The sequence below is a fragment of the Marinirhabdus gelatinilytica genome (genome assembly GCF_003353425.1).
Taxonomy (GTDB): domain Bacteria; phylum Bacteroidota; class Bacteroidia; order Flavobacteriales; family Flavobacteriaceae; genus Marinirhabdus; species Marinirhabdus gelatinilytica.
The window spans coordinates 801,664-822,585 of record NZ_QRAO01000001.1 but is presented as its reverse complement, the minus strand read 5'-3'; the positions used below and the strand labels follow the sequence as shown (position 1 = coordinate 822,585).

The 20,922-nt window shown below is 42.7% G+C and carries 22 protein-coding genes; 10 read left to right on the top strand and 12 right to left on the bottom strand.

What is annotated here, in order from left to right; genetic code table 11:
• Window positions 1-2 precede the first annotated feature (2 nt).
• A complete protein-coding gene (dnaE, locus tag C8D94_RS03685; protein WP_115122530.1) occupies window positions 3-4,433 on the bottom strand; it encodes a DNA polymerase III subunit alpha in 4,431 nt (1,476 codons plus the stop codon).
• A 213-nt stretch (window positions 4,434-4,646) separates the two neighbouring features.
• Here dnaE and C8D94_RS03680 point away from each other — a divergent pair, with 213 nt between their 5' ends.
• Complete coding sequence (locus C8D94_RS03680) at window positions 4,647-5,321, top strand: carboxypeptidase-like regulatory domain-containing protein (RefSeq protein ID WP_115122529.1); 675 nt, start codon at window positions 4,647-4,649, stop codon at window positions 5,319-5,321.
• Entirely contained in the window at window positions 5,305-5,979 is a 675-nt protein-coding gene (locus tag C8D94_RS03675; protein WP_115122528.1) for a hypothetical protein, read from the top strand. Before C8D94_RS03680 ends, C8D94_RS03675 begins: the two co-directional genes overlap by 17 nt.
• Window positions 5,980-6,034: 55 nt before the next feature.
• Here C8D94_RS03675 and C8D94_RS03670 read toward each other — a convergent pair whose 3' ends face one another.
• Window positions 6,035-6,493: a ferritin-like domain-containing protein gene (locus C8D94_RS03670; RefSeq protein WP_394340204.1), complete on the bottom strand. Its 459-nt coding sequence runs from the start codon at window positions 6,491-6,493 to the stop codon at window positions 6,035-6,037.
• A 211-nt stretch (window positions 6,494-6,704) separates the two neighbouring features.
• Entirely contained in the window at window positions 6,705-7,511 is an 807-nt protein-coding gene (locus C8D94_RS03665; protein WP_115122527.1) for a DUF6252 family protein, read from the bottom strand.
• Window positions 7,512-7,645: 134 nt separating this feature from the next.
• Here C8D94_RS03665 and C8D94_RS03660 point away from each other — a divergent pair, with 134 nt between their 5' ends.
• From C8D94_RS03660 to C8D94_RS03630, 7 genes are all read left to right on the top strand, one after another.
• Window positions 7,646-8,218, top strand: a complete 573-nt coding sequence (locus C8D94_RS03660; protein WP_115122526.1) for a 30S ribosomal protein S16 — start codon at window positions 7,646-7,648, stop codon at window positions 8,216-8,218.
• A gap of 12 nt (window positions 8,219-8,230) precedes the next feature.
• Window positions 8,231-8,755: a ribosome maturation factor RimM gene (gene rimM / locus C8D94_RS03655; protein WP_115122525.1), complete on the top strand. Its 525-nt coding sequence runs from the start codon at window positions 8,231-8,233 to the stop codon at window positions 8,753-8,755.
• 56 nt (window positions 8,756-8,811) lie between these two features.
• On the top strand, window positions 8,812-9,498 hold the full coding sequence (locus C8D94_RS03650; protein ID WP_245946179.1) for a tRNA1(Val) (adenine(37)-N6)-methyltransferase: 687 nt from the start codon (window positions 8,812-8,814) through the stop codon (window positions 9,496-9,498).
• 47 nt (window positions 9,499-9,545) lie between these two features.
• Entirely contained in the window at window positions 9,546-10,724 is a 1,179-nt protein-coding gene (locus tag C8D94_RS03645) for an acyl-CoA dehydrogenase family protein (protein WP_115122523.1), read from the top strand.
• The gene (locus C8D94_RS03640; protein WP_115122522.1) at window positions 10,724-11,401 is read left to right on the top strand and encodes a hypothetical protein; all 678 of its coding nucleotides are present in this window, start codon (window positions 10,724-10,726) and stop codon (window positions 11,399-11,401) included. Before C8D94_RS03645 ends, C8D94_RS03640 begins: the two co-directional genes overlap by 1 nt.
• A gap of 151 nt (window positions 11,402-11,552) precedes the next feature.
• Window positions 11,553-12,449, top strand: coding sequence for a metallophosphoesterase family protein (locus tag C8D94_RS03635; protein ID WP_115122521.1), 897 nt, complete (start codon window positions 11,553-11,555; stop codon window positions 12,447-12,449).
• A gap of 26 nt (window positions 12,450-12,475) precedes the next feature.
• A complete protein-coding gene (locus tag C8D94_RS03630) occupies window positions 12,476-13,183 on the top strand; it encodes an SGNH/GDSL hydrolase family protein (protein ID WP_115122520.1) in 708 nt (235 codons plus the stop codon).
• Here C8D94_RS03630 and C8D94_RS03625 read toward each other — a convergent pair.
• The 7 genes from C8D94_RS03625 to trmB all read right to left on the bottom strand — a co-directional run bounded on the left by C8D94_RS03625 (window position 13,180) and on the right by trmB (window position 18,005).
• A complete protein-coding gene (locus C8D94_RS03625) occupies window positions 13,180-13,512 on the bottom strand; it encodes a 2Fe-2S iron-sulfur cluster-binding family protein (protein ID WP_115122519.1) in 333 nt (110 codons plus the stop codon). The genes C8D94_RS03630 and C8D94_RS03625 overlap by 4 nt on opposite strands.
• Before the next feature lie 69 nt (window positions 13,513-13,581).
• Complete coding sequence (locus tag C8D94_RS03620) at window positions 13,582-14,634, bottom strand: NAD(P)/FAD-dependent oxidoreductase (RefSeq protein WP_115122518.1); 1,053 nt, start codon at window positions 14,632-14,634, stop codon at window positions 13,582-13,584.
• Between the two features lie 72 nt (window positions 14,635-14,706).
• On the bottom strand, window positions 14,707-14,949 hold the full coding sequence (locus C8D94_RS03615) for a NifU family protein (protein WP_115122517.1): 243 nt from the start codon (window positions 14,947-14,949) through the stop codon (window positions 14,707-14,709).
• A gap of 3 nt (window positions 14,950-14,952) precedes the next feature.
• Window positions 14,953-16,089, bottom strand: coding sequence for an Mrp/NBP35 family ATP-binding protein (locus C8D94_RS03610; protein ID WP_115122516.1), 1,137 nt, complete (start codon window positions 16,087-16,089; stop codon window positions 14,953-14,955).
• 247 nt (window positions 16,090-16,336) lie between these two features.
• On the bottom strand, window positions 16,337-16,663 hold the full coding sequence (locus C8D94_RS03605) for an MGMT family protein (protein ID WP_115122515.1): 327 nt from the start codon (window positions 16,661-16,663) through the stop codon (window positions 16,337-16,339).
• A 1-nt stretch (window position 16,664) separates the two neighbouring features.
• Window positions 16,665-17,294, bottom strand: coding sequence for a LysE family transporter (locus C8D94_RS03600; protein WP_115123022.1), 630 nt, complete (start codon window positions 17,292-17,294; stop codon window positions 16,665-16,667).
• 30 nt (window positions 17,295-17,324) lie between these two features.
• Window positions 17,325-18,005: a tRNA (guanosine(46)-N7)-methyltransferase TrmB gene (gene trmB, locus C8D94_RS03595; protein ID WP_115122514.1), complete on the bottom strand. Its 681-nt coding sequence runs from the start codon at window positions 18,003-18,005 to the stop codon at window positions 17,325-17,327.
• A 222-nt stretch (window positions 18,006-18,227) separates the two neighbouring features.
• Here trmB and C8D94_RS03590 point away from each other — a divergent pair, with 222 nt between their 5' ends.
• The gene (locus tag C8D94_RS03590; RefSeq protein ID WP_317047689.1) at window positions 18,228-19,184 is read left to right on the top strand and encodes a glycosyltransferase; all 957 of its coding nucleotides are present in this window, start codon (window positions 18,228-18,230) and stop codon (window positions 19,182-19,184) included.
• Here the strand turns inward: C8D94_RS03590 and C8D94_RS03585 are convergent.
• Together C8D94_RS03585 and C8D94_RS03580 are read right to left on the bottom strand one after the other, a co-directional pair.
• Window positions 19,158-20,201, bottom strand: a complete 1,044-nt coding sequence (locus tag C8D94_RS03585; RefSeq protein WP_115122512.1) for a sensor histidine kinase — start codon at window positions 20,199-20,201, stop codon at window positions 19,158-19,160. The two genes, C8D94_RS03590 and C8D94_RS03585, sit on opposite strands and share 27 nt — an antisense overlap.
• Window positions 20,201-20,884, bottom strand: coding sequence for a response regulator transcription factor (locus C8D94_RS03580; protein ID WP_115122511.1), 684 nt, complete (start codon window positions 20,882-20,884; stop codon window positions 20,201-20,203). The genes C8D94_RS03585 and C8D94_RS03580 overlap by 1 nt, the downstream gene beginning before the upstream one ends.
• Between the last annotated feature and the right edge of the window lie 38 nt (window positions 20,885-20,922).

Here is a 20,922-nt window from a genome sequence, read left to right as displayed (position 1 = left end):
GACTAATTCAACCTATACTTTACCCCATCCAATTGCAACTCCTCCAGTAACTCATTACAAATTTTAATTTTATGCGTACGGCTGGGCATCTGTAATTTTACTTTTTCTTCTACCTCGTATATGGTAAAATGCAGTTTTTGGTCTCCCTTATGGTAGCTAAACAACTCTTTTAAACGCTCTATCTTGCCGTCCTGTAAATCCTGCACGGGCATTTGGATGGTGAGCTTTTTCGCCTGGTTATCCATTACATCGTGTAACATTTGCATAAAGGTATATTGCAAACGTGGGTCACCCTTTTTACCGGTATCGCGATTGGTCCAACCTTCTTTTACAAACACACGGGCGTAAATAAAACTGTTGGGAATTAAGAAATGACGCCATTTGAGGTATTCTTCGCCAAAGATCTTAAACTCGTAGCTGTCTTCATAATCTTCTACGGTAAAGATGGCCCAGCCTTTTCCCGCCTTGCTCTCCCGGTGCTGTACATCGCTCACGATACCACCAAAACAGAGTTCGCGATTTACAAACTTCTCAAGGTTGTTAAAATCCGACACCTTGCAATTGGTAAAGTTCTTCATCTCTACTTTAAAGTCGTCCAGCGGGTGGCCTGAGATATAGATGCCCACCACTTCTTTTTCCTGTTTCAGCTTTTGCATGGTGCCCCACTCTTCGCAGGGTGGCACTTGGGGTTCGGCAATTTGTACCTCACTGGCATCGCCAAACAAACTCACCTGACTGCTATTTTGGGTTTCTTGGTATTTCTGGGCAAACTTCACCACCTTTTCATAAAACTTCACCCCGTCGCCCTCGTCGTGCATGTATTGCGCACGGTGCTGGTCGAAACTATCGAAACCACCTGCCAATATTAAATTTTCAAAGGCTTTCTTATTGGCATTCCTTAAATCCACCCGCTTCGCCAGATCGAAAATAGATTTATACTTGCCGTCTTTCCGGTTTTCAACAATTGTTGCTACGGCACCGCTACCCACACCTTTTACGGCACCCATCCCAAAACGCACGGCACCACGATCGTTTACCGTAAACTTGTAGAAGGATTCATTTACATCTGGACCCAGTACTTCCAAGCCCATCCGTTTACATTCTTCCATAAAAAAGGTCACCTGCTTAATATCGCTCATATTATTACTGAGCACGGCAGCCATATATTCGGCGGGGTAATGTGCTTTTAAATAAGCGGTCTGGTAGGCAATCCAGGCATAACAGGTAGAGTGACTCTTATTAAAGGCATAACTTGCAAAGGCTTCCCAGTCTTTCCAAATTTTCTCCAGTTTTTCGGGATCGTGGCCTTTTGCGGCTGCATTTTCAATAAAACGGGGCTTCATTTTATCGAGGACCGCTTTTTGCTTTTTCCCCATCGCCTTCCGCAGGACATCGGCATCACCTTTACTGAAATCTGCCAGCTTCTGCGACAGCAACATCACTTGCTCTTGGTACACGGTAATCCCGTAAGTTTCCTGCAGGTATTCTTCCATTGCAGGAAGATCGTAGTCTATTTCTTCCTCGCCATTTTTTCTTCGGATAAAACTTGGGATGTATTCCAACGGACCCGGGCGATACAAAGCGTTCATGGCAATAAGGTCGGCAAATACCGTAGGTTTCAGCTCTTTCATATATTTCTGCATCCCGGCAGATTCATACTGGAATATCCCAACGGTTTCCCCACGCTGGAAAAGCTCGTACGTCTTCTCATCGTCCAGTGGGAAGTTATCAGGGTCGAGGTTTATGTTGTGTTTGTGCTTTACCAGCTTTACCGTGTCCTTAATGAGCGTTAAGGTTTTTAACCCCAAGAAATCCATCTTCAGCAACCCTGCACTCTCCACGACGGAGTTATCGAATTGTGTGACATATAAATCACTATCCTTTGCCGTTGCCACAGGGACAAAGTTGGTAATATCGTCTGGGGTAATGATCACCCCGCAGGCATGGATCCCAGTATTCCGTACCGACCCTTCCAACACCTTGGCTTGGTTTACGGTTTCGGCTTCGAGGTCGCTTCCTTCTGAAAGGTTCAACAGCTCGTTCACTTTGGGCAACTCATCACTCCTAAACTTAGACCGCAGTTCCTGGTCGCTCATTTTGAAGATCTTGTTGAGCTTGGTCATATTGGGGATGAGCTTGGCAATCCTATCGGCATCGCCCAAGGGCAAGTCCAGTACCCGCGCCGTATCCCGAATGGAACTTTTGGCGGCCATGGTTCCGTAGGTAATAATCTGCGCTACTTGGTTGGCACCGTATTTATTTATTACGTAGTCCATCACACGGCTTCGGCCTTCATCATCAAAATCGATATCGATATCGGGCATACTCACACGGTCCGGATTTAGGAAACGCTCAAAAAGCAGGTCGTACTTAATGGGGTCTATATTGGTAATCCCCAAACAGTACGCCACGGCACTACCCGCCGCCGAACCACGTCCCGGCCCAACTGAAACATCCATATTTCTGGCTTCACGGATAAAATCTTCAGTAATCAAGAAGTAGCCCGGGTATCCAGTATTTTCAATGGTTTCCAGCTCAAAATTGAGTCGTTCCTCGATCTCTGGGGTAACTTCCCCATAGCGCTCCTTGGCACCTTTAAAAGTGAGGTGTTTCAGGTATGCATTCTCACCACGTTTGCCGCCGTCCGTTTCGTCTTCAGCAACTTTGAACTCGTCGGGGATATCAAATTTTGGTAGTAACACATCCCGTTGCAAACTGTAGGATTCAACCTTTGCAACCACTTCTGAAATAGTAGCAATCGCTTCAGGCAAGTCCTTGAACAATGCCTTCATCTCCTCCTGCGACTTAAAATAGTACTCTTGGTTGGGCAGCCCGTAACGGTACCCGCGACCTCGGCCAATGGGGGTTGCCTGCTTTTCACCATCCTTTACACACAATAAAATATCGTGGGCATTGGCATTTTCCTTATCGATGTAATAGGTATTGTTTGCGGCAACAAGCTTTACGTCGTGTTTTTTGCTGAAGGCGACCAGCGTTTCATTTACCCTGTTCTCATCTTCCTGATCGTGGCGCATGATCTCCAGATAGAAATCGGCTCCAAACTCCTGTTTCCACCACAACAAAGCCTCCTCGGCTTGGTTTTCTCCAATATTTAGGATCTTGCTGGACACTTCGCCGTACATACTTCCGGAGAGGACAATAATATCTTCCTTATATTTTTTTATCACCTCACGGTCTATACGAGGGACGTAGTAAAAACCTTCTGTGTAAGCGATACTGGCCATTTTGGCGAGATTGTGATAGCCTTTTTTGTTTTTTGCCAGCAATACAATTTGATACCCGTTGTCCTTATGCGACTTGTTGGTGTGATCGTCGCACACAAAAAACTCACAGCCCACAATGGCTTTCAGTTCTTGGGGCGGTTCAGGTTTATCGGGGACTTTACCGTCAAAATCGGTTGCGGTATCGTCAAATTCCTCATAGGCTTTTAGCTCCTCTTCGTATTTTTTTTGAAGGGCGGCGTTATGGTTATTTACCGCTCTCGTAAAATGGAAGGCGCCCATCATATTACCACTATCTGTAATGGCTACTGCGGGTTGGTTATCGGCTATGGCAGCATTTACCAAATCCTGGGTGCTGGCAGTACTCTGTAAAATGGAGAATTGGGAGTGGTTGTGCAAATGTGCAAAAGGAGCATCCTCCAGGACCTCGATATTTTCCCGAAGCTCTTCTTTGGAGATTTCCTGTGTTTGGGTTTGCGCCTCGAGTTCTTTTCGTATGGCTTCGGAGGCTTTCTGGAGGTTGATATGCTCCAGCCCAATAAGCTCAATCTCCTTTGGGTTCTCTTCTGAAAACTTCTCGAAATAATCGGGCTGTACGTCCAGTTCTTCCGCAGTAAAAATCTGGCGGCGAACGAGTTCCAGGAAACAGCGGGTGGTTGCCTCCACATCGGCAGTGGCGTTGTGGGCCTCGGCAAAACTTTCGTCAAACAAAAATTCGTGCAGCTCAGAAAGGGTAGGTAGTTTAAATTTTCCTCCACGACCTCCCGGGATTTGGCAGAGCTGTGCCGTAGTCTCGGTACAGGTATCCAACACGGGGAAATTGGGCAGGACATTTTCTTGGTGTAGCCGGAGGAACTCGGCTCCCATAATATTGAGGTCGAACCCAACATTTTGTCCAACTATGAATTTTGTTTTCTCTAAGACTGCTGAAAACTTCTGCATCATTTCAGCAAGTGGAATCCCTTCTTTTTGCGCTAACTCGGTAGAAATCCCGTGAATCTTTTCGGCATCAAAAGGAATATTGAAACCCTCGGGCTGTATGAGAAAATCTTCGTGCTCCAGGACGTTCCCCATCTCGTCGTGCAACTGCCAAGCAATCTGTATACAGCGAGGCCAGTTGTCACTATCGGTTAAGGGAGCATTCCAGTTACGGGGCAATCCAGTGGTTTCGGTATCGAAGATTAAGTACATAGAACGATTGTGGCTTTTAGATTTACGGTTGTAGGTTTCTGAACTGGATACAGTAAAAAAATAGCGAATACAATTTCAGAAGTAAAAATAAAAAATCGCTCTTTAAGCAGGGGAGAAAGTTGTGAAGAGTTGTTCACAGGAATTAACAATTGTATAACGGAAAGCAGCGCAACCCAAGCGCCCAATATGTATCTTTGCTGAAAAGAAAATATTATGAAAAAGCTACCCTTTCTATTTGCCTTGGGGTTGTTGTTGCAGGGGTGTTTCGACAATTTTGAAATAGAGGACAACGCAAGACTTCAGGTAACAGGCTCCGTTACAATGCCCAACAATGCTTCGGCTGGAAACATTGACGTAGCACTGTTTGACGAGAACAGGGTGCTGAATAGTGCCACCACCACTAGCAACGGTACCTATAATTTTATCTCGCTTAGGAGCAATGCCCCAGAATACGACCTTATTATAAACAATGTTAGCTCCGAAGCATTCACGAAACCGATTTTTAAAATATTTGACACCGAAACCACCAATATTGATGCGCCAAACGTGACCCTCGAGACCAAGGCACGATTGGATCTTTCGCTACGCAGAACCAGCAATACTACAGAAACCTTGTTATGGGAAATAGCCTATACCAGTGATAGGTGCATTATCTTCTTGGACAGCCCCAACCCAGAAAATACCGATAGTTTAGAGCTGGAGGGTTGCTATGAAACCGAATCTTTTACAGGAACAATCTCTAGCAATGATGATATGGTTACAGACAGAAATGTCCTAACAATTCTGGGCAGTGAGGCCACACTTACGTATCAACTGGGCAACCAAGCCCCCGAAACAATCAACATCCCCATTAACAGCACAACCACCTCTTATGTTCTTGAATATTAAAAAACTCCTCACCCTTTCAGTTTTTTCACTACTTTTTTCGGCAACTAATGCGCAGATGGTGAGTGACTCTTCTTTCAACGACGAGACACACAAAACAGTCTCATTTTCGTTGGGAAGCATTTACCCCAACGCCATAGGCAACAGTTATATAGCCGAAAACAGCACACAAGATTTTGGGGTTGACTTTGTCGCTCGTTTCCATTTGGTTGAAAAGCTTACCCTTGGTGTGAATATTAACTTTTTTGGCTTGGACATCGAAGACCAAAATGCCTTGTACGATCGCTCGAGGGTTTCTTCCCTTGGTCTAGATGTGGGCTATGTGGTGTTGAGGCAAAAAACTTTTAACATCTTGGCCGTGGGCAGCGTAGGTGCTGTTAATTACAGAAACTCTAAAGGAGGGGAGAAATTTAACGATACAGGCACCTATTTTGCTTTGGGCGCTGAGTTTGAATACGTAATAAGTACATACTTCCAACTTTACGCGGGTCCCGAGTTTAGGATGGATCGCCTCAACATAGACGCCCCTGCAAGTATCGATACGGAAGTCAACAAAATTGACTATCTCAACATACATTTTGGTGTACGCCTTACCCTTTGGAACAATGAAGCGTCCACGGAGAAAGAAGAAATAGAAGACACACCAAAAGAATCTGAATAAAAAAAAAGACCGGAAATCAATTTCCGGTCTTTTTTTCTATTCAATCGTTAAAGAATTAGGCTACAATTGTCTCAAAATTCTTAACGTTTTGTAGTGTATTCTCAACATTGGATACCTGCTTGGTCAAGATGTTTTTGGTTGTTGGCGGCAACGTTGTGTCCGCAATAACCTCTTGGTATTCTTCAACCGCAGCTTTTTCGCCACGCTTTACTTCTTCTAAAATTGCTTCTTCATCGTTGGACGAAAAAGTATCTTTTATACTCATCCAAGTTCTATGCGCATCTCCTGTAAAGCTTGTTCCTTTATCAGGGTTTCCGCCTGTGTTGCGAATTTCAGTTTTCAGTTCGTGACCAAAATCATATCGCTCTTGGGCTTTTGTTTCAAAAAACTGCTTTAATTGTGGGTTCTCTACGATCTCAGCCGCTTTTTTATAGCCAGCCTCAGCATCGTAATTTTTGGTTAACAATTCGTTCAATCTATTTGACATTTTTTCAGTATACATAATCTCTTTCATTTTAAATGTACAAAGCGTTTCATCTTGATCGAAAACAGAAGCTTTGTTTTTCTTTATTTCGATATACATCAATATAACAGAAATAAGATAGCTCCACAACTATTTAACCCAATGTTAACGGGGTTTAACAAGGTTTAACGCAATGTAGGCACATACAAAAAAAGACCGATATTCCTATCGGTCCTATATAGTAAAAATATGTTAGTTAGCATTAATAGCTTATGTTGTACTGGCCTAAGGAAATCTGGTGGTTTTCGGTCATAAAATTGAAGGTCCCAGAAATGGTCTGTGCCGCCATATCGTGTGTAAAAACCCGTATGGAACCGCTCTGGGCCATTTCCTCATCACCAGCAACAAAATAGCTCGCGGTATATCCATTGCCTGGGATTGCATTGGTCCCTTCGGTGGCATCCAGTGGTATCACTAGCTGAATAGTATCATCACCCAGGGCAGCATTTATAATTATGGAAACATCTGTAGTGGTGGCAACTATAGTAGAAGGCTCAAAAAGCTGACCGTCTATTTCAGCAACAAAGGTGCCATCTGGATTTGAGGGATCTGTAGGATCTTCTGTAGTACCACTACCGTAGGGCACCCTAAACAATATTCCCTTGTTAATACGTATGGTATCCAAACCTTGCAAAACCACATCGAAAGTAAAATTGCCTCCAACGGTTTGGCTTGTGGTATCCCAAAAATTTAAATCAACAAATCCACCCCCTATACTATCTGTAGTATATATTTGGCCAGATGGGTCTTCATAAATGGCTCGATTAGCCCCTCCAACCGTAAGTTCATACAATCCTGGTCTATAATTTTCCAACTCTATGGTAATCATCTGGTCTGCATTGGCACCAACAAAACTGGTTCTATCATTTTCGCCAACGATGCCTCGGGCGTCAAAAGATTCAAAAAAGGTATTGTCCAGATTGGCTTGGAACGCCGGTGTGTTTGTCTCAATAGTTTCACAAGCAAAAAACGTGCTCGCTAGGGCAAATAGCAATATATACTTTTTCATGGGGTGAAAAAATTTGTAGGTTACCCCGCAAATATAAAATAAAAGTTGAATGTAACTACTTTTAGACCAAAAATATAGTATCTTTGCCGTCCTTTAATTATAAACCGAGGTCGTGAACCTCAAAAATTAATTTTATGCCTGTAAAGATTAGATTACAAAGACACGGTAAAAAAGGGAAGCCTTTTTACTGGATCGTAGCGGCAGATGCACGCGCGAAAAGAGATGGTAAATACCTTGAGAAATTAGGTATATACAATCCAAACGTAAACCCAGCACAGATCGAGTTAGATATTGACGGGTCTGTACAATGGTTACAAAACGGGGCACAACCAACCGATACTGCTAGAGCGATCCTTTCTTACAAAGGAGTGATGCTAAAAAAGCACTTAGCGGGCGGTGTTGCCAAAGGCGCTTTGACCGAAGAGCAAGCTGAAGAGAAATTCAACGCTTGGGTGGAAGAGAAAGCCAAGGCCATTGATGCCAAAAAAGGAAAACTATCTGAAGCTGATCAAAAAGCGAAAGCCGAAGCACTAGCTGCAGAAAAGGCTGTGAACGAAGCAAGAATTGCTGCTGCACAACCTGAAGAAGAAGTGGCCGAAGAAGAAACTGAAGCAACTACAGAAGCTGCCGAAGAGACTGAAACTGCTGCCGAAGCAACCGAAGAGACTCCAAAAGCTACCGAAGAGGCAGCCAAGGAAGAAGAGTAAAACTGAAACGAAATGCAAAAGAAGGACTGTTTCTTCGTTGGCAAAATCGTAAAAAAGTACAGTTTTAAGGGTGAGTTGCTAGTAAAGCTAGACACCGACGATCCCGAACAATTTTTAGAAATGGAATCGGTTCTTGTGGAACAACACAAGAACTTGGTTCCATTTTTTATTGAACAGCTTTCCCTCCATAAATCCACCCTGCTCCGCGTAAAATTCGAGGAAGTAGAAAACGAAGCAGACGCAGACGCCCTATTGGGAAAAGAACTGTATTTGCCCTTAGCTATGCTGCCCAAACTTACGGGCAATAAATTTTATTACCATGAAATTATAGGATTTGAGGTAATGGACACTACCCATGGCGCCATAGGAACTATTGTTGGCGTAAACGACAGTACACCCCAACATCTATTCGAGATTGAATTTGAACAAAAGGAAATTTTAATCCCTATTAACGACGAGATAATACAGAAAGTTGACAGGGAAAACAGAACGTTACACCTCCAAGCTCCAAATGGGTTGATAGACCTTTACATCTAATGGCCCACAAACCTTTTCAATTCAAACAATTTACAGTTTCTCAAGACCGTTGCGCTATGAAAATAGGAACCGATGGTGTGTTGCTTGGCGCATGGGTTTCATTACTAAATAATCCTGAAAGCATTTTGGATATTGGAGCCGGTACGGGCGTTATCTCGCTACAGCTGTCACAGCGTTCCTTGGCCCAAACCATAGATGCTATCGAGATAGACGAAGACGCCTACGAGCAGTGTACCGAGAATTTTGAAAATTCACCATGGGCAGACAGGCTGTTCTGCTACCATGCCTCCATACAGGAATTTGTTTCGGAAATTGATGAACGGTATGATTTAATCGTTTCCAACCCTCCATTCCATGCTCCTCTCTCGGGGGAGATGTCGAAAGCAGAGGGGGACAACACAATTCCCGAAAACAGAAAAGTCGCAAGATTTACAGACTCACTGCCTTTTCAACATCTTATAGTTTCGGTTGCGCACTTACTTTCAACCCATGGAACTTTTGCGGTAATCCTTCCCAAGAACGAGGAAGAAAAGTTTGTTGAAATGGCCGAACACTACGAGCTTTTCCCAAAAAGAATCTGTAGGGTAAAAGGATCACCTACTTCCGAAGTAAAAAGAAGTTTGATGGAATTTACATTTCAGCAACAAAAACCTAGCATCGAAACCCTCACCATAGAGACCCAACGGCACGTTTACACAAAAGAATATATAGAGCTAATGCAGGATTTCTACCTGAAAATGTAGGAGTTTCAAGTTGTGAGTTTTACATTTGTAACCCTAAATAAACACAGATGAAACCCGATTTATTTGAAGCTCCAGATTACTACAATATAGACGATCTTTTAACCGAAGAACACAAGTTGATACGTGAAGCAGCACGTGCTTGGGTAAAACGTGACGTGTCCCCGATTATCGAGGAAGCGGCCCAAAATGCCGAGTTCCCAAAATCTATCATTCCAGGATTGGCAGAGATTGGTGCTTTTGGCCCCTACATCCCAGAACAGTATGGTGGCGCAGGATTGGACCAAATAAGTTATGGGTTGATAATGCAAGAGATAGAGCGTGGCGACAGTGGCGTGCGTTCTACGGCATCGGTACAATCGTCTTTAGTGATGTATCCTATCTGGAAATACGGGACCGAAGCACAACGCAACAAATACCTCCCAAAATTAGCTGCGGGTGAGTGGATGGGCTCTTTTGGACTTACCGAACCAGACCACGGTAGTAACCCTGCCGGCATGGTAACCAACTTCAAAGACAAAGGAGATCATTATTTGCTGAATGGAGCAAAGCTATGGATATCCAACTCTCCTTTTTGTGATGTTGCCGTAGTGTGGGCAAAAAATGAAGAAGGCCGAATTCATGGACTTATCGTAGAGCGTGGGATGGAAGGGTTTAGCACTCCAGAAACACATAATAAGTGGTCGTTACGAGCCAGCGCAACAGGCGAATTGATATTTCAGGATGTAAAGGTGCCAAAGGAAAACTTACTGCCCAACAAATCTGGGCTTGGCGCGCCATTAGGATGTTTAGATAGTGCCCGTTACGGTATAGCTTGGGGAGCTATTGGTGCTGCCATGGACTGTTACGATACGGCACTAAGGTATTCCAAAGAACGGATCCAATTCGGGAAGCCTATTGGGGCATTCCAACTACAACAAAAGAAACTGGCCGAAATGATCACCGAAATCACCAAAGCACAATTGCTAGCCCTACGTTTAGGACAATTAAAGAACGAAGACAAAGCAACCTCTGCCCAAATCTCTATGGCAAAGCGCAACAATGTGGATATGGCTTTAAAGATTGCCCGTGAAGCACGACAAATGCTTGGCGGTATGGGAATTACAGGCGAATACCCCATCATGCGCCATATGATGAATCTTGAAAGTGTGATAACCTACGAAGGAACACACGATATCCACCTCTTGATTACTGGGCTGGATGTAACCGGTTTTAATGCTTTTAAATAATGAAGTTAATTTTATCTTTTATTGTTTTTTTTAGTGCCTTGGGTATTGCGCAAGGTCAATTTAAAGAACCGGAAAATGTTTCTATTGACGAATTGATGCTGGACATCCAGTACACGAAGGAAGACCCAGATGAGCTGGTGATGATCTGGTGGATCCCGTTAGAGTTCTGGGAAGTTTCCAATGCCCAGGACCCCACTACTTCTCCAGAAGATTTTAAGGCCTTAAAGGCAATATTGGAAGGCTACGAGATTGTAGCAGTCGTAAAAGGGACCATTGGCTACTTTGGAGGTATTAATTACGAACCCAAGGAAGACATTTTAAAACAGATAAAGGTGGAGTACAAAGGTGAAGAACTCCAGCAGGTTCCCCAAAAAAAGATTACGGGAGACCTAGGTAATTTCTTCGCAATGATGCAACCCATGATGGTAAATATGTTTGGACCCATGGGCGAAAATATGCACTTTGTATTTCTTGAAAATAACATAACCTCAAAGGTATTGCCTATAGATTCTAGGAAGGAGAACGATGTAACCTTTACGCTGGGTGATTTCACAAAAAAGGTAGATCTACCCTTAAACAGTCTACTCTTGGAAAAAAAATGCCCAAGGGACAAGCAACTACATTCTGGCAAATGGTCCTATTGCCCTTTTCACGGTACTAAACTTGTTTCGCAATAAACCTGTATTCGGTTATAATGAATGCCCGTTAGGGCTAGTCTTGTTTTCGGCTCTGTAGAAGCGTACCGCAGTAAGGCTCCGTATAATAAATCGTTACGGTTACAGTGACGTATTGTACAGTTATTGTATATTTAAGGAAAGTAAATTAGGTATGTCTTCCCGTACACGTTTTAGCAACGCTTATAAAACTGCAAAGCGAATTACATTCAACGACTCTTCCAAGTTTATCATCTTTAGCGATTGCCATCGTGGCGACAATAGTTTTGCTGATGATTTTGCCAATAACCGAAACATATACTTCCACGCCCTAAAACATTATTACATTGAAGGTTTCACCTATTGCGAATTGGGTGATGGAGACGAACTATGGGAGAATATTGAATTTAAGGAAATATTTGAAGCACATAAAAATGTGTTCGACCTCATGCGGTTGTTCTACGTTGAAAACAGACTGCACCGTGTAGTGGGCAATCACGATATGGTCTATAAAAGAAAGAGCTATGTTGAAAAACACTTATATAGCTATCTAAACAAAGTGACCGGAAAGCAAGACCCCCTTTTTCCAGGAATTGTGTTTACCGAAGGACTTATACTGACACACGAAACAAACGGACAGGAAATCTTCATGGCACACGGCCACCAAGCCGAGTGGATGAATTACACAGGGTGGAAATTCAACCGGTTTATGGTGCGTGCCCTATGGAGACAATTACAGATTTTTGGTATAGGAGACCCTACGAGCCCTGCAAAAAATTATCGAGAATTAATTAAGGTAGAGCGCCGCACCAAGCGCTGGATCATAGAGAACGAAAACCTATTTACCATCACCGGGCACACCCACCGCCCTCGCTTTCCAGAACCGGGTGATATTGCCTATTTTAACGATGGTAGCTGTGTACACCCTAGAAGCATTACTGGGCTGGAAATAGAGAATGGAGCCATTTCCTTAATAAAATGGCATATTGCCACTACGGAGGATGGCACCTTAAAAGTAATAAGAAGACTTTTGGAGGGACCCCAAAAGTTGATTGACTATAAAACCGAATAACCTAGCATTTCGTAATTCTTTACACTATGAAACTGATACACTTTTTTACCTTATTTCCAATACTTGCACTCTTCGGGTTTCTTTCATGTTCTAATACCGAAGAAAACGGTAATACCCAAACCACCGAAACAGATTTTACCTATTTGGCTCTTGGCGATAGTTACACCATAGGCGAGAGTGTTTCAGCTACCGAAAACTTTCCATTCCAGTTGCAGGATAGCTTGGCTGAAAATTTGAGCGAAACGGGAGCATATAAAATAATTGCCCAAACAGGTTGGACCACCACTAATTTACTGAATGCAATAGAAACCCAAAACCCAGCTTCAGATTATGATCTGGTCACCTTGCTCATAGGAGTTAACAATCAGTTTCAAGGCAAGCCCTTTTCAGTGTATGAAAAGGAATTTCCGCAGTTGTTGGATATGGCAATTGGCTTTGCGAATGGTGATAAAAATAGCGTGATCGTCGTCTCTATTCCAGATTATGCTTTTACACCGTTTGGACAAAATAGTAGAAATCCCGAACAAATTTCAGCAGAAATTGACCAGTACAATGCCTTTGCACGACAAACTGCACATCGAAAAGAAATTTCATTTATAAATATTACCGATATCACAAGGCGTGGGTTGGACGATCCCTCTTTGGTTGCAAACGATGGGCTGCATCCCTCAGGGAAGGCGTATAAATTGTTTGTAGAAAGGTTGTTTGATACTGCGAAACAAGCTGTGGATTAGTCTTCGGCAGGAGCAAGGGTGACTTTTAAACCCTCTAAATTTTCAGTAATAAAAAGCTGACAACCTAAACGGCTATTCGCTTCTACGTGAAAGGCCTCTGCAAGCATTAAATCTTCATCGTAGCTCATTTCGGGGAGTTCGTGATCGCTATCTATGTAACATTGGCAGGAGGCACACATAGCCATTCCACCACATACCCCAATGGTTCCCTCTTCCGCCAACTCGTAGGAACGGATTAACTCCATAAGGTTCATATTCATATCGGTTGGGGCAACTACTCGATGGGTTGTCCCGTCTCGATCTGTAATATGTATGGTAATGTCGTTCAATTGCTTAGTCTTCTATACTCACAAGGTTTTTTCCATCGCTTCTGCGACCTGAAACCTTGTAGGTTCCTTTTATTCTATTTTTTTTACAACGGCTTTCGGAGCTTCTTTTTTGCTTCCGTCGAAACCTTCAACACCCCCAACTGTTGTATATTTCATTACATAACGTTTGTCTGGAAAGATACGTTGGTAAGCACTTTGGCACATGAGGGTTGCCTCGTGAAAACCGCATAATATCAACTTCAGCTTTCCTGGATAGGTATTCACATCACCAATGGCATAGATACCCGGGATATTGGTTTGGTAATCTAAGGTATTATCTACTTTTATGGCGTTTTTTTCAATTTCCAGCCCCCAATCTGCAATGGGTCCTAATTTGGGCGCCAGGCCGAACAAGGGGATAAAGTGGTCGCATTCCTTATTGAACACATCGGCTCCTCTCTTTATGGAAACACCCGTTACTTTGGTGTCGCCAACGATATCAATAACCTCAGCCGGTGTTATTAGTTCTATTTTTCCCTCGTTTTTAAGTTCTTGTACTTTTTCCACGGAATCCAGTGCTCCCCTAAATTCGTTCCTGCGGTGCACCAGGGTTACACTCTTGGCTATATCGGTTAAAAAAATACTCCAATCTAGCGCACTATCGCCTCCTCCCGCGATTACAACGTTTTTATTTCGGTAGATTTCTGGATCTCTAATAATATATTCCACACCCTTGTCTTCATACACAGAAATATTGGTGATAGGGGGTTTGCGAGGCTCGAAACTACCCAACCCACCAGCAATGGCAACAATTGGGGCATGATGTTTTGTACCCTTATTTGTAGTTACAATGAAGGTGTTGTCTTCCAATTTTTCTATGGTCTGGGCGCGTTCTCCCAAGGTGAAACCTGGCTGAAAGGGTTCAATTTGTTTCATGAGGTTATCCACGAGATCGCCCGCTAAAATTTCAGGGAAGGCAGGGATGTCGTAGATGGGTTTTTTGGGATAAATTTCAGCACATTGTCCACCGGGTTGTGGGAGCGCGTCTATGAGGTGGCATTTAAGCTTTAACAAGCCCGCTTCGAAAACGGTAAAAAGTCCTGTTGGGCCAGCGCCTATGATTAATATATCTGTTTTTATCATGAAAAATCAATTCCTTTTTTCTGAAGCAAAAATAAGTTAGCGAAGAAATTTCAACCTATGACATTTGGTAGGTTATGCTTCAACGTTTATTACTTGTTCAATTTGTGGGGCGTGTTTTTTTATGGTCATCTCCACCCCGCTCTTCAAGGTCATTTGGTTTACCGAACATCCCACACAAGCACCCTGCAGTTGTACTTTAACAATCTTTTCGTCCTCGATGGACAGCAACTTGATATCGCCACCATCGTTTTGGAGAAAGGGTCTTATTTCTTCCAGTGCGGCTTCAATTCTATCATGCAATGTGAGTGTTTCCATATATTATTTTTTAACGGCGCTACAACCCGCCATAGTAGTTATTTTAATAGCTTCGGTGGGTGGTAGGGTGTCGTTTCTTTTCACGGTTTCAGAAACTACATTTTTGGTTATTTCTTCAAACGCTTTTTCTATGGGCGTTGCTGTTTGCAAGGCAGCCGGACGGCCCACATCGCCTGCTTCGCGAATGCTTTGCACTAAAGGCACTTCACCTAAAAAGGGAATTTCTAGATCTTCGGCGAGATTTTTTGCGCCTCCGTCCCCAAAAATATAATATTTATTTTCTGGCAACTCGGCCGGGGTGAAATAGGACATATTTTCAACAATTCCCAACACGGGCACCTGGATGTTTTCCTGCTGGAACATGGCCACTCCTTTTCTCGCATCAGCAAGCGCTACGGTTTGTGGGGTACTAACCACTACCGCTCCCGTAATGGGAAGGGATTGCATAATGCTCAAGTGGATATCTCCCGTTCCTGGAGGAAGATCCAACAGCATAAAGTCTAATTCGCCCCAGGCGGCATCAAAAATCAACTGGTTTAGTGCCTTAGAAGCCATGGGGCCTCGCCATATCACGGCCTGGTTGGGTTTTGTAAAGAATCCTATGGAGAGTACTTTTACACCATAGTTTTCTATAGGTTTCATCTTGCTCTTTCCATCTACGTTTACGGAAAGGGGGCGTTCATTAAATACATCGAACATCAAAGGGATAGAAGGCCCGTATATATCGGCATCCAACACACCTACCTTAAAGCCCATTTTGGCTAGGGTAACAGCAAGGTTTGCGGTAACGGTAGATTTTCCCACACCCCCTTTTCCTGAAGCTACCGCTACAATATTCTTGATGCCCGGAACAGGTTTCCCCTTTATTAAATTGGCATCGCCCTTTGCGGGAGCTTCAACCTTTATGTTCACCTTTACCTCTGCGTCCTTGGACACTTTTTCCTTAATGGTGTTTATTATATCCTGCTCTGCACGTTTTTTTATGTGCATGGCGGGAGTGGTCATTTTTATGTCCACGATCACCTCATTGGCGAAAGTAATTACGTTAAGAACCGCACCACTCTCTACCATATTCTTTCCTTCTCCAGCCAGCGAGATAGCTTCCAACGCCTTTAAAATGTCTTGTTTGTTGAATTTCATTATTAAGATTGATTCTAAGCTGCAAATATACGGCGCAAGGTTCAGAATAGAAAAGAGATAGATTGAAATGATTTGCCTTCGATATAATTTTATTCGTGCGACATAAAATCACTCCGGCACCCTAGGAATAAAAATGCACTAAAATGTTGAAGCCAGCCGAAGGGAAAGAGAGGGACGAGGTTTTAAATCGGAAAAACAGCATTAGGATGTCCTACTATTTGTAAATTTTAAAAAAATTGGGAAATAATTATAGTTCCAGCATAGGATCCCAAAAGAGCGATTCAAAATCCTGGACTTGGTTATCTACCACTACCACTCCTTCGCTTTCCAACAGTTGTTGCATTAAATTTGTACCCTTGAAATGATGTTTGCCCGTGAGCAATCCTTTACGGTTCACAACACGGTGGGCAGGGACATTGGGGTGCTTTCCGGTAGCATTCATCGCCCAGCCTACCATTCTGGCACTTCCAGCAGCACCAAGGTATTTTGCAATGGCACCATAACTTGTAACCCGGCCATAAGGAATTTTAACAGCCACCTTATATACTTTTTCAAAAAAGTTTTTGCCCCCCATCCTAATAGCCATTAAAAATCTTAAAGAAAGTAATTACAGAAATAACTGCTGTAATCCCTCCAATAATGTAATTCATATTTACCATTTTTTGTTGGGGTTTGTCTTTCTTTCTGAAAAACCAAACATACAGTGCCAACATTAAAAAAGTTCCCATTCCAGATGCCAAAACTGCCGAAAAGATTTCCAGCTGCCCAAAACTGAACCATCCAAAACCCGCAAACGTGATACTTATATACAACCAATAAGGTAATGGCAATAGGTTGAGTAGCGCCAGCAGCATACCTGAAAAAAAACGGTTGGTCTTGGAGTGGGGCTCTACACTTTCGGGCATTTGGCGGCTGTTGTCCTTAGCTATAAAAAAGAAATAGATGGTTAGGCAAATAAAAATTCCCAATCCAACCTTTTGGAGGATATCTACATATTCTGGGTGCATATCCAGGAATCTTGCGAAGATCAGGGCAATATACGTTTGCACCATTACCGTAATGCAAACCCCAAGAGAGAACATCAACCCTTTTTTTCGCCCCTCCTTCATACTTATCTTGGCGGCATACATATTGAGCAAACCGGGAGGTATCACTCCAATAAACGCAGCTAAAAAACCAATGGTAAAATTGATAAGTAAAGACATCCAGGGTTGGTTTGCACTGTGAATATACAATTAATTGCCTCGAAACGTAAAACGTACGTAGGTAATTTTTTTGTCCTTTTCCAAATATTGGCTCTCGTAAAATGTTTGGATAGAAGTCACTTCCTGTGGAGAATGGGGATTGCCATACACATCGTGGTGGGCGTATTCAATCTCTTCATCCAGACCGTGTAGGAGCCCCAATGTATAGCCGTGCATAAATTCACTATCGGTCTTTAGATGCACTACACCCCCAGGTTTGAGGATATGCTTATATTTTTCCAGAAATTCTTGGTTGGTCAAACGGTGCTTGGTACGCTTGTACTTAATCTGGGGGTCTGGAAAAGTGATCCAGATTTCATCTACTTCATTTTCAGCAAACAGGAAGGTCACCAATTCGATCTGTGTTCTCAAAAACCCCACATTGCCCAAGTCTTCTTCCAAGGCGGTTTTTGCACCTCTCCAGAACCGCGCTCCTTTTATGTCTATTCCCAAAAAGTTCTTGTTTGGGTATTTGCGAGCCAAGTTAACAGAATACTCCCCTTTACCGCACCCAAGTTCGAGCACCAGAGGGTTTTCGTTTTTAAAGAAATCCTTTTTCCATTTTCCTTGTAAGGCAAAATCACCTCCCGTCACCTCGTCTCGGCTGGGCTGCACTACATTTTCGAAGGTTTCGTTTTCCTTAAATCGTTTTAATTTGTTTTTACTTCCCACGGTTTTGGTGCTATTGTTTAATATTTCGGTAAAATTAAGGAAATATACGGCGGGAGGATTCTACTTACTTTTGTTTTTTTATACCTTGACACAAATTCAACAACACAACTATTTCAGCTGAAATCTAAAAAAACCATACTCGTAGCACCACTCCATTGGGGACTGGGACACGCCACCCGCTGTATTCCCATAATACGCTCGCTCTTAAAAAACGGTTACAATGTGCTTTTGGGAAGTGACGGCGAAGCACTATCATTGCTGAAAAAAGAGTTCCCCCAACTCGAAACCATAGAACTCCCTCCTTACAACGTCACCTATACTAAAAAGGGCGGTTTGCTCAAGTGGAAACTATTGCTGAAACTACCACATATTAAAAGAACGATGGATGCCGAAAAAAAGGTGATAAAAAAACTTGTCTCAAACGGCGTTATACAGGGCATTATAAGTGACAACCGCTTGGGCGTGTTCAACAAGAAAATACCATCGGTTTTTATGACGCACCAACTCAACGTTCTTTCTGGGAACACCTCCCTTTTAAGTAGCAAAATGCACCAAAAGGTCATAAAAAAGTTTGACGCTTGCTGGGTCCCGGATGTAGCTGGCCCCATAAACCTGAGTGGAAAGCTGGGACATAATCCTAAAACAAATTTACCCATCACTTATATTGGTCCTTTAAGTCGTATGAAACACAGGGACATCCCGAAAAAATTTGATGTCCTATGCCTACTGTCCGGCCCCGAACCGCAACGCACACTGCTGGAGGAGAAATTAATGGATATCTTTAGTGTTTCTGAAAAAAAAGTAGCATTGGTAAAGGGCAAGCTGAGCGAAAAAAGGAACAGCACGGTTGTAAACGGAATTACGGTTTACAATTATTTGGAGACCGAAAGCCTTGAAACGCTTATAAACCAAAGCGAAGTAATTATCTCACGTTCTGGCTATACAACTATCATGGATCTGGCCACTATGAACAAACCCGCTTTTTTTATCCCCACCCCGGGACAATACGAACAAAAGTACCTGGCAAAAAAACTGAAACTACAAGGTATAGTGCCCAGCTGCAAACAAGAGAAGTTTAGCGAAAAAAAACTGGACAAGATTTCATTGTACAAAGGTTTGGGAGGGTTTACGGCCAGGGAGGACTACGGGTACTTATTTAGCCTTTTCGAGGGTAAATGAAAACTCCGAGCCTACTTCCAATTGGCTCTCTACATAAATCTTTTCTTTATGGGCCTCTACGATATGTTTCACGATTGCGAGTCCCAGACCGCTGCCGCCTTCTTTTCTGGAACCGCTTTTATCTACCCTAAAAAAGCGCTCAAAAAGGCGGGTAATGTTTTCTTTTTCTATTCCTTCTCCATTGTCCGTAATGCGTATAAGTACTTTGTTCTGGACAAATTCCTCAATGCTCACTTCGGTGGTGCCGTCTTTAACTCCGTATTTTATAGAGTTTACAATAAGGTTAGTAAGCACTTGTTGGATACGCTCCCTATCTGCATATACAAAAATGCTATCCTCATAATCCACGTCGAAAGTCAAGGTGATCCTTTTTTTGGCAGCCTTCATTTCCAAGAGGTCAAAAACATTTTGCACCAATTCTATGATATTGAAGTCTTCTTCGTTCAGGTTAAGGTCTCCCACCTCCAACTTTGTGATCATGTCCAAGTCCTTGATAATATATATGAGCCGTTCCACTCCCTTGTTTGCCCGCTGCAGGTATTTTTTTCTAACCGACTTGTCCTTCATAGCGCCCTCCAGCAACGTTAAAATATAGCCCTGCACAGTAAACAAAGGTGTCTTGAGCTCATGCGATATATTACCTAGAAATTCCCTACGGTAGTTTTCCCTCACTTTAAGGCTTTCTATTTCTAGCTTTTTGTTCTCTGCAAAACGTTCTACTTCCTTGGTGAGGGTTTCCATATCGGTAGTGACCCGTTTTGGAGAAAAGGTTGCTGCATCCAGCAATCTTACATCCTCATAAATTTTCACCACCCGCTTATAAATGAACTTTTGAACCCTAAACTGAATGATAAAAAATGAAAATAGGTAACAAACAACAACAAAACCAAATAAAAACCAATAGCTACTTGTACCCTGTACATAAAAAAAAACACCCATTACGAGTGTTAAGAAAAGTGTGATATACGTAGATGTATACGCTGCGAATTTATATGTTTTCTTAAACGGTTTTGGCACTATACAACAAATTTATATCCAACTCCCTTTACGGTCTTGAACCTTTTATCTCCTAGTTTCTCTCGTAATTTTCTGATATGGACATCTATAGTTCTTCCTCCTACAACAACCTCATTTCCCCATACCCTATCTAATATATCCTCTCTTTTAAATACTTTTCCTGGCTTTGATGCTAGGAGCGACAGGAGTTCAAATTCTTTTCTAGGTAGTGCAATCTCCTTTTTGTCCAGAATAACTTTATATTCTTCTTTATTGATTACTAAGTTACCAAATTTTACCTTAGCATCTTCTTTAGCATCTTCTTTAAATCGTCTAAGCAACGCCTTTACTTTGCTAATGAGCACCTTTGGCTTAACCGGTTTTGTTATATAATCGTCTGCGCCAGCATCAAAACCTGCTACTTGGGAATAGTCCTCACCCCTGGCAGTAAAGAAGGTGATCACGGTTTCAGAAAGTTCTGGGATACCACGAAGTTTTTCACAGGCCTCTATCCCATCCATCTCAGGCATCATCACGTCCAAAATTATCAAGTGGGGCTGCTCCTTTTTTGCCACTGCAATGGCCTCAATCCCGTTTTCTGCTGTTAGCACCTGATAGCCTTCTGAGGTTAAGTTGTAGCCTACTATTTCTAGGATATCAGGCTCGTCGTCCACTAATAAAATCTTGGTGTTTTTCTTCTTCATTTTAGTACTATATTATCAAAACGTTAAAGATACTACAA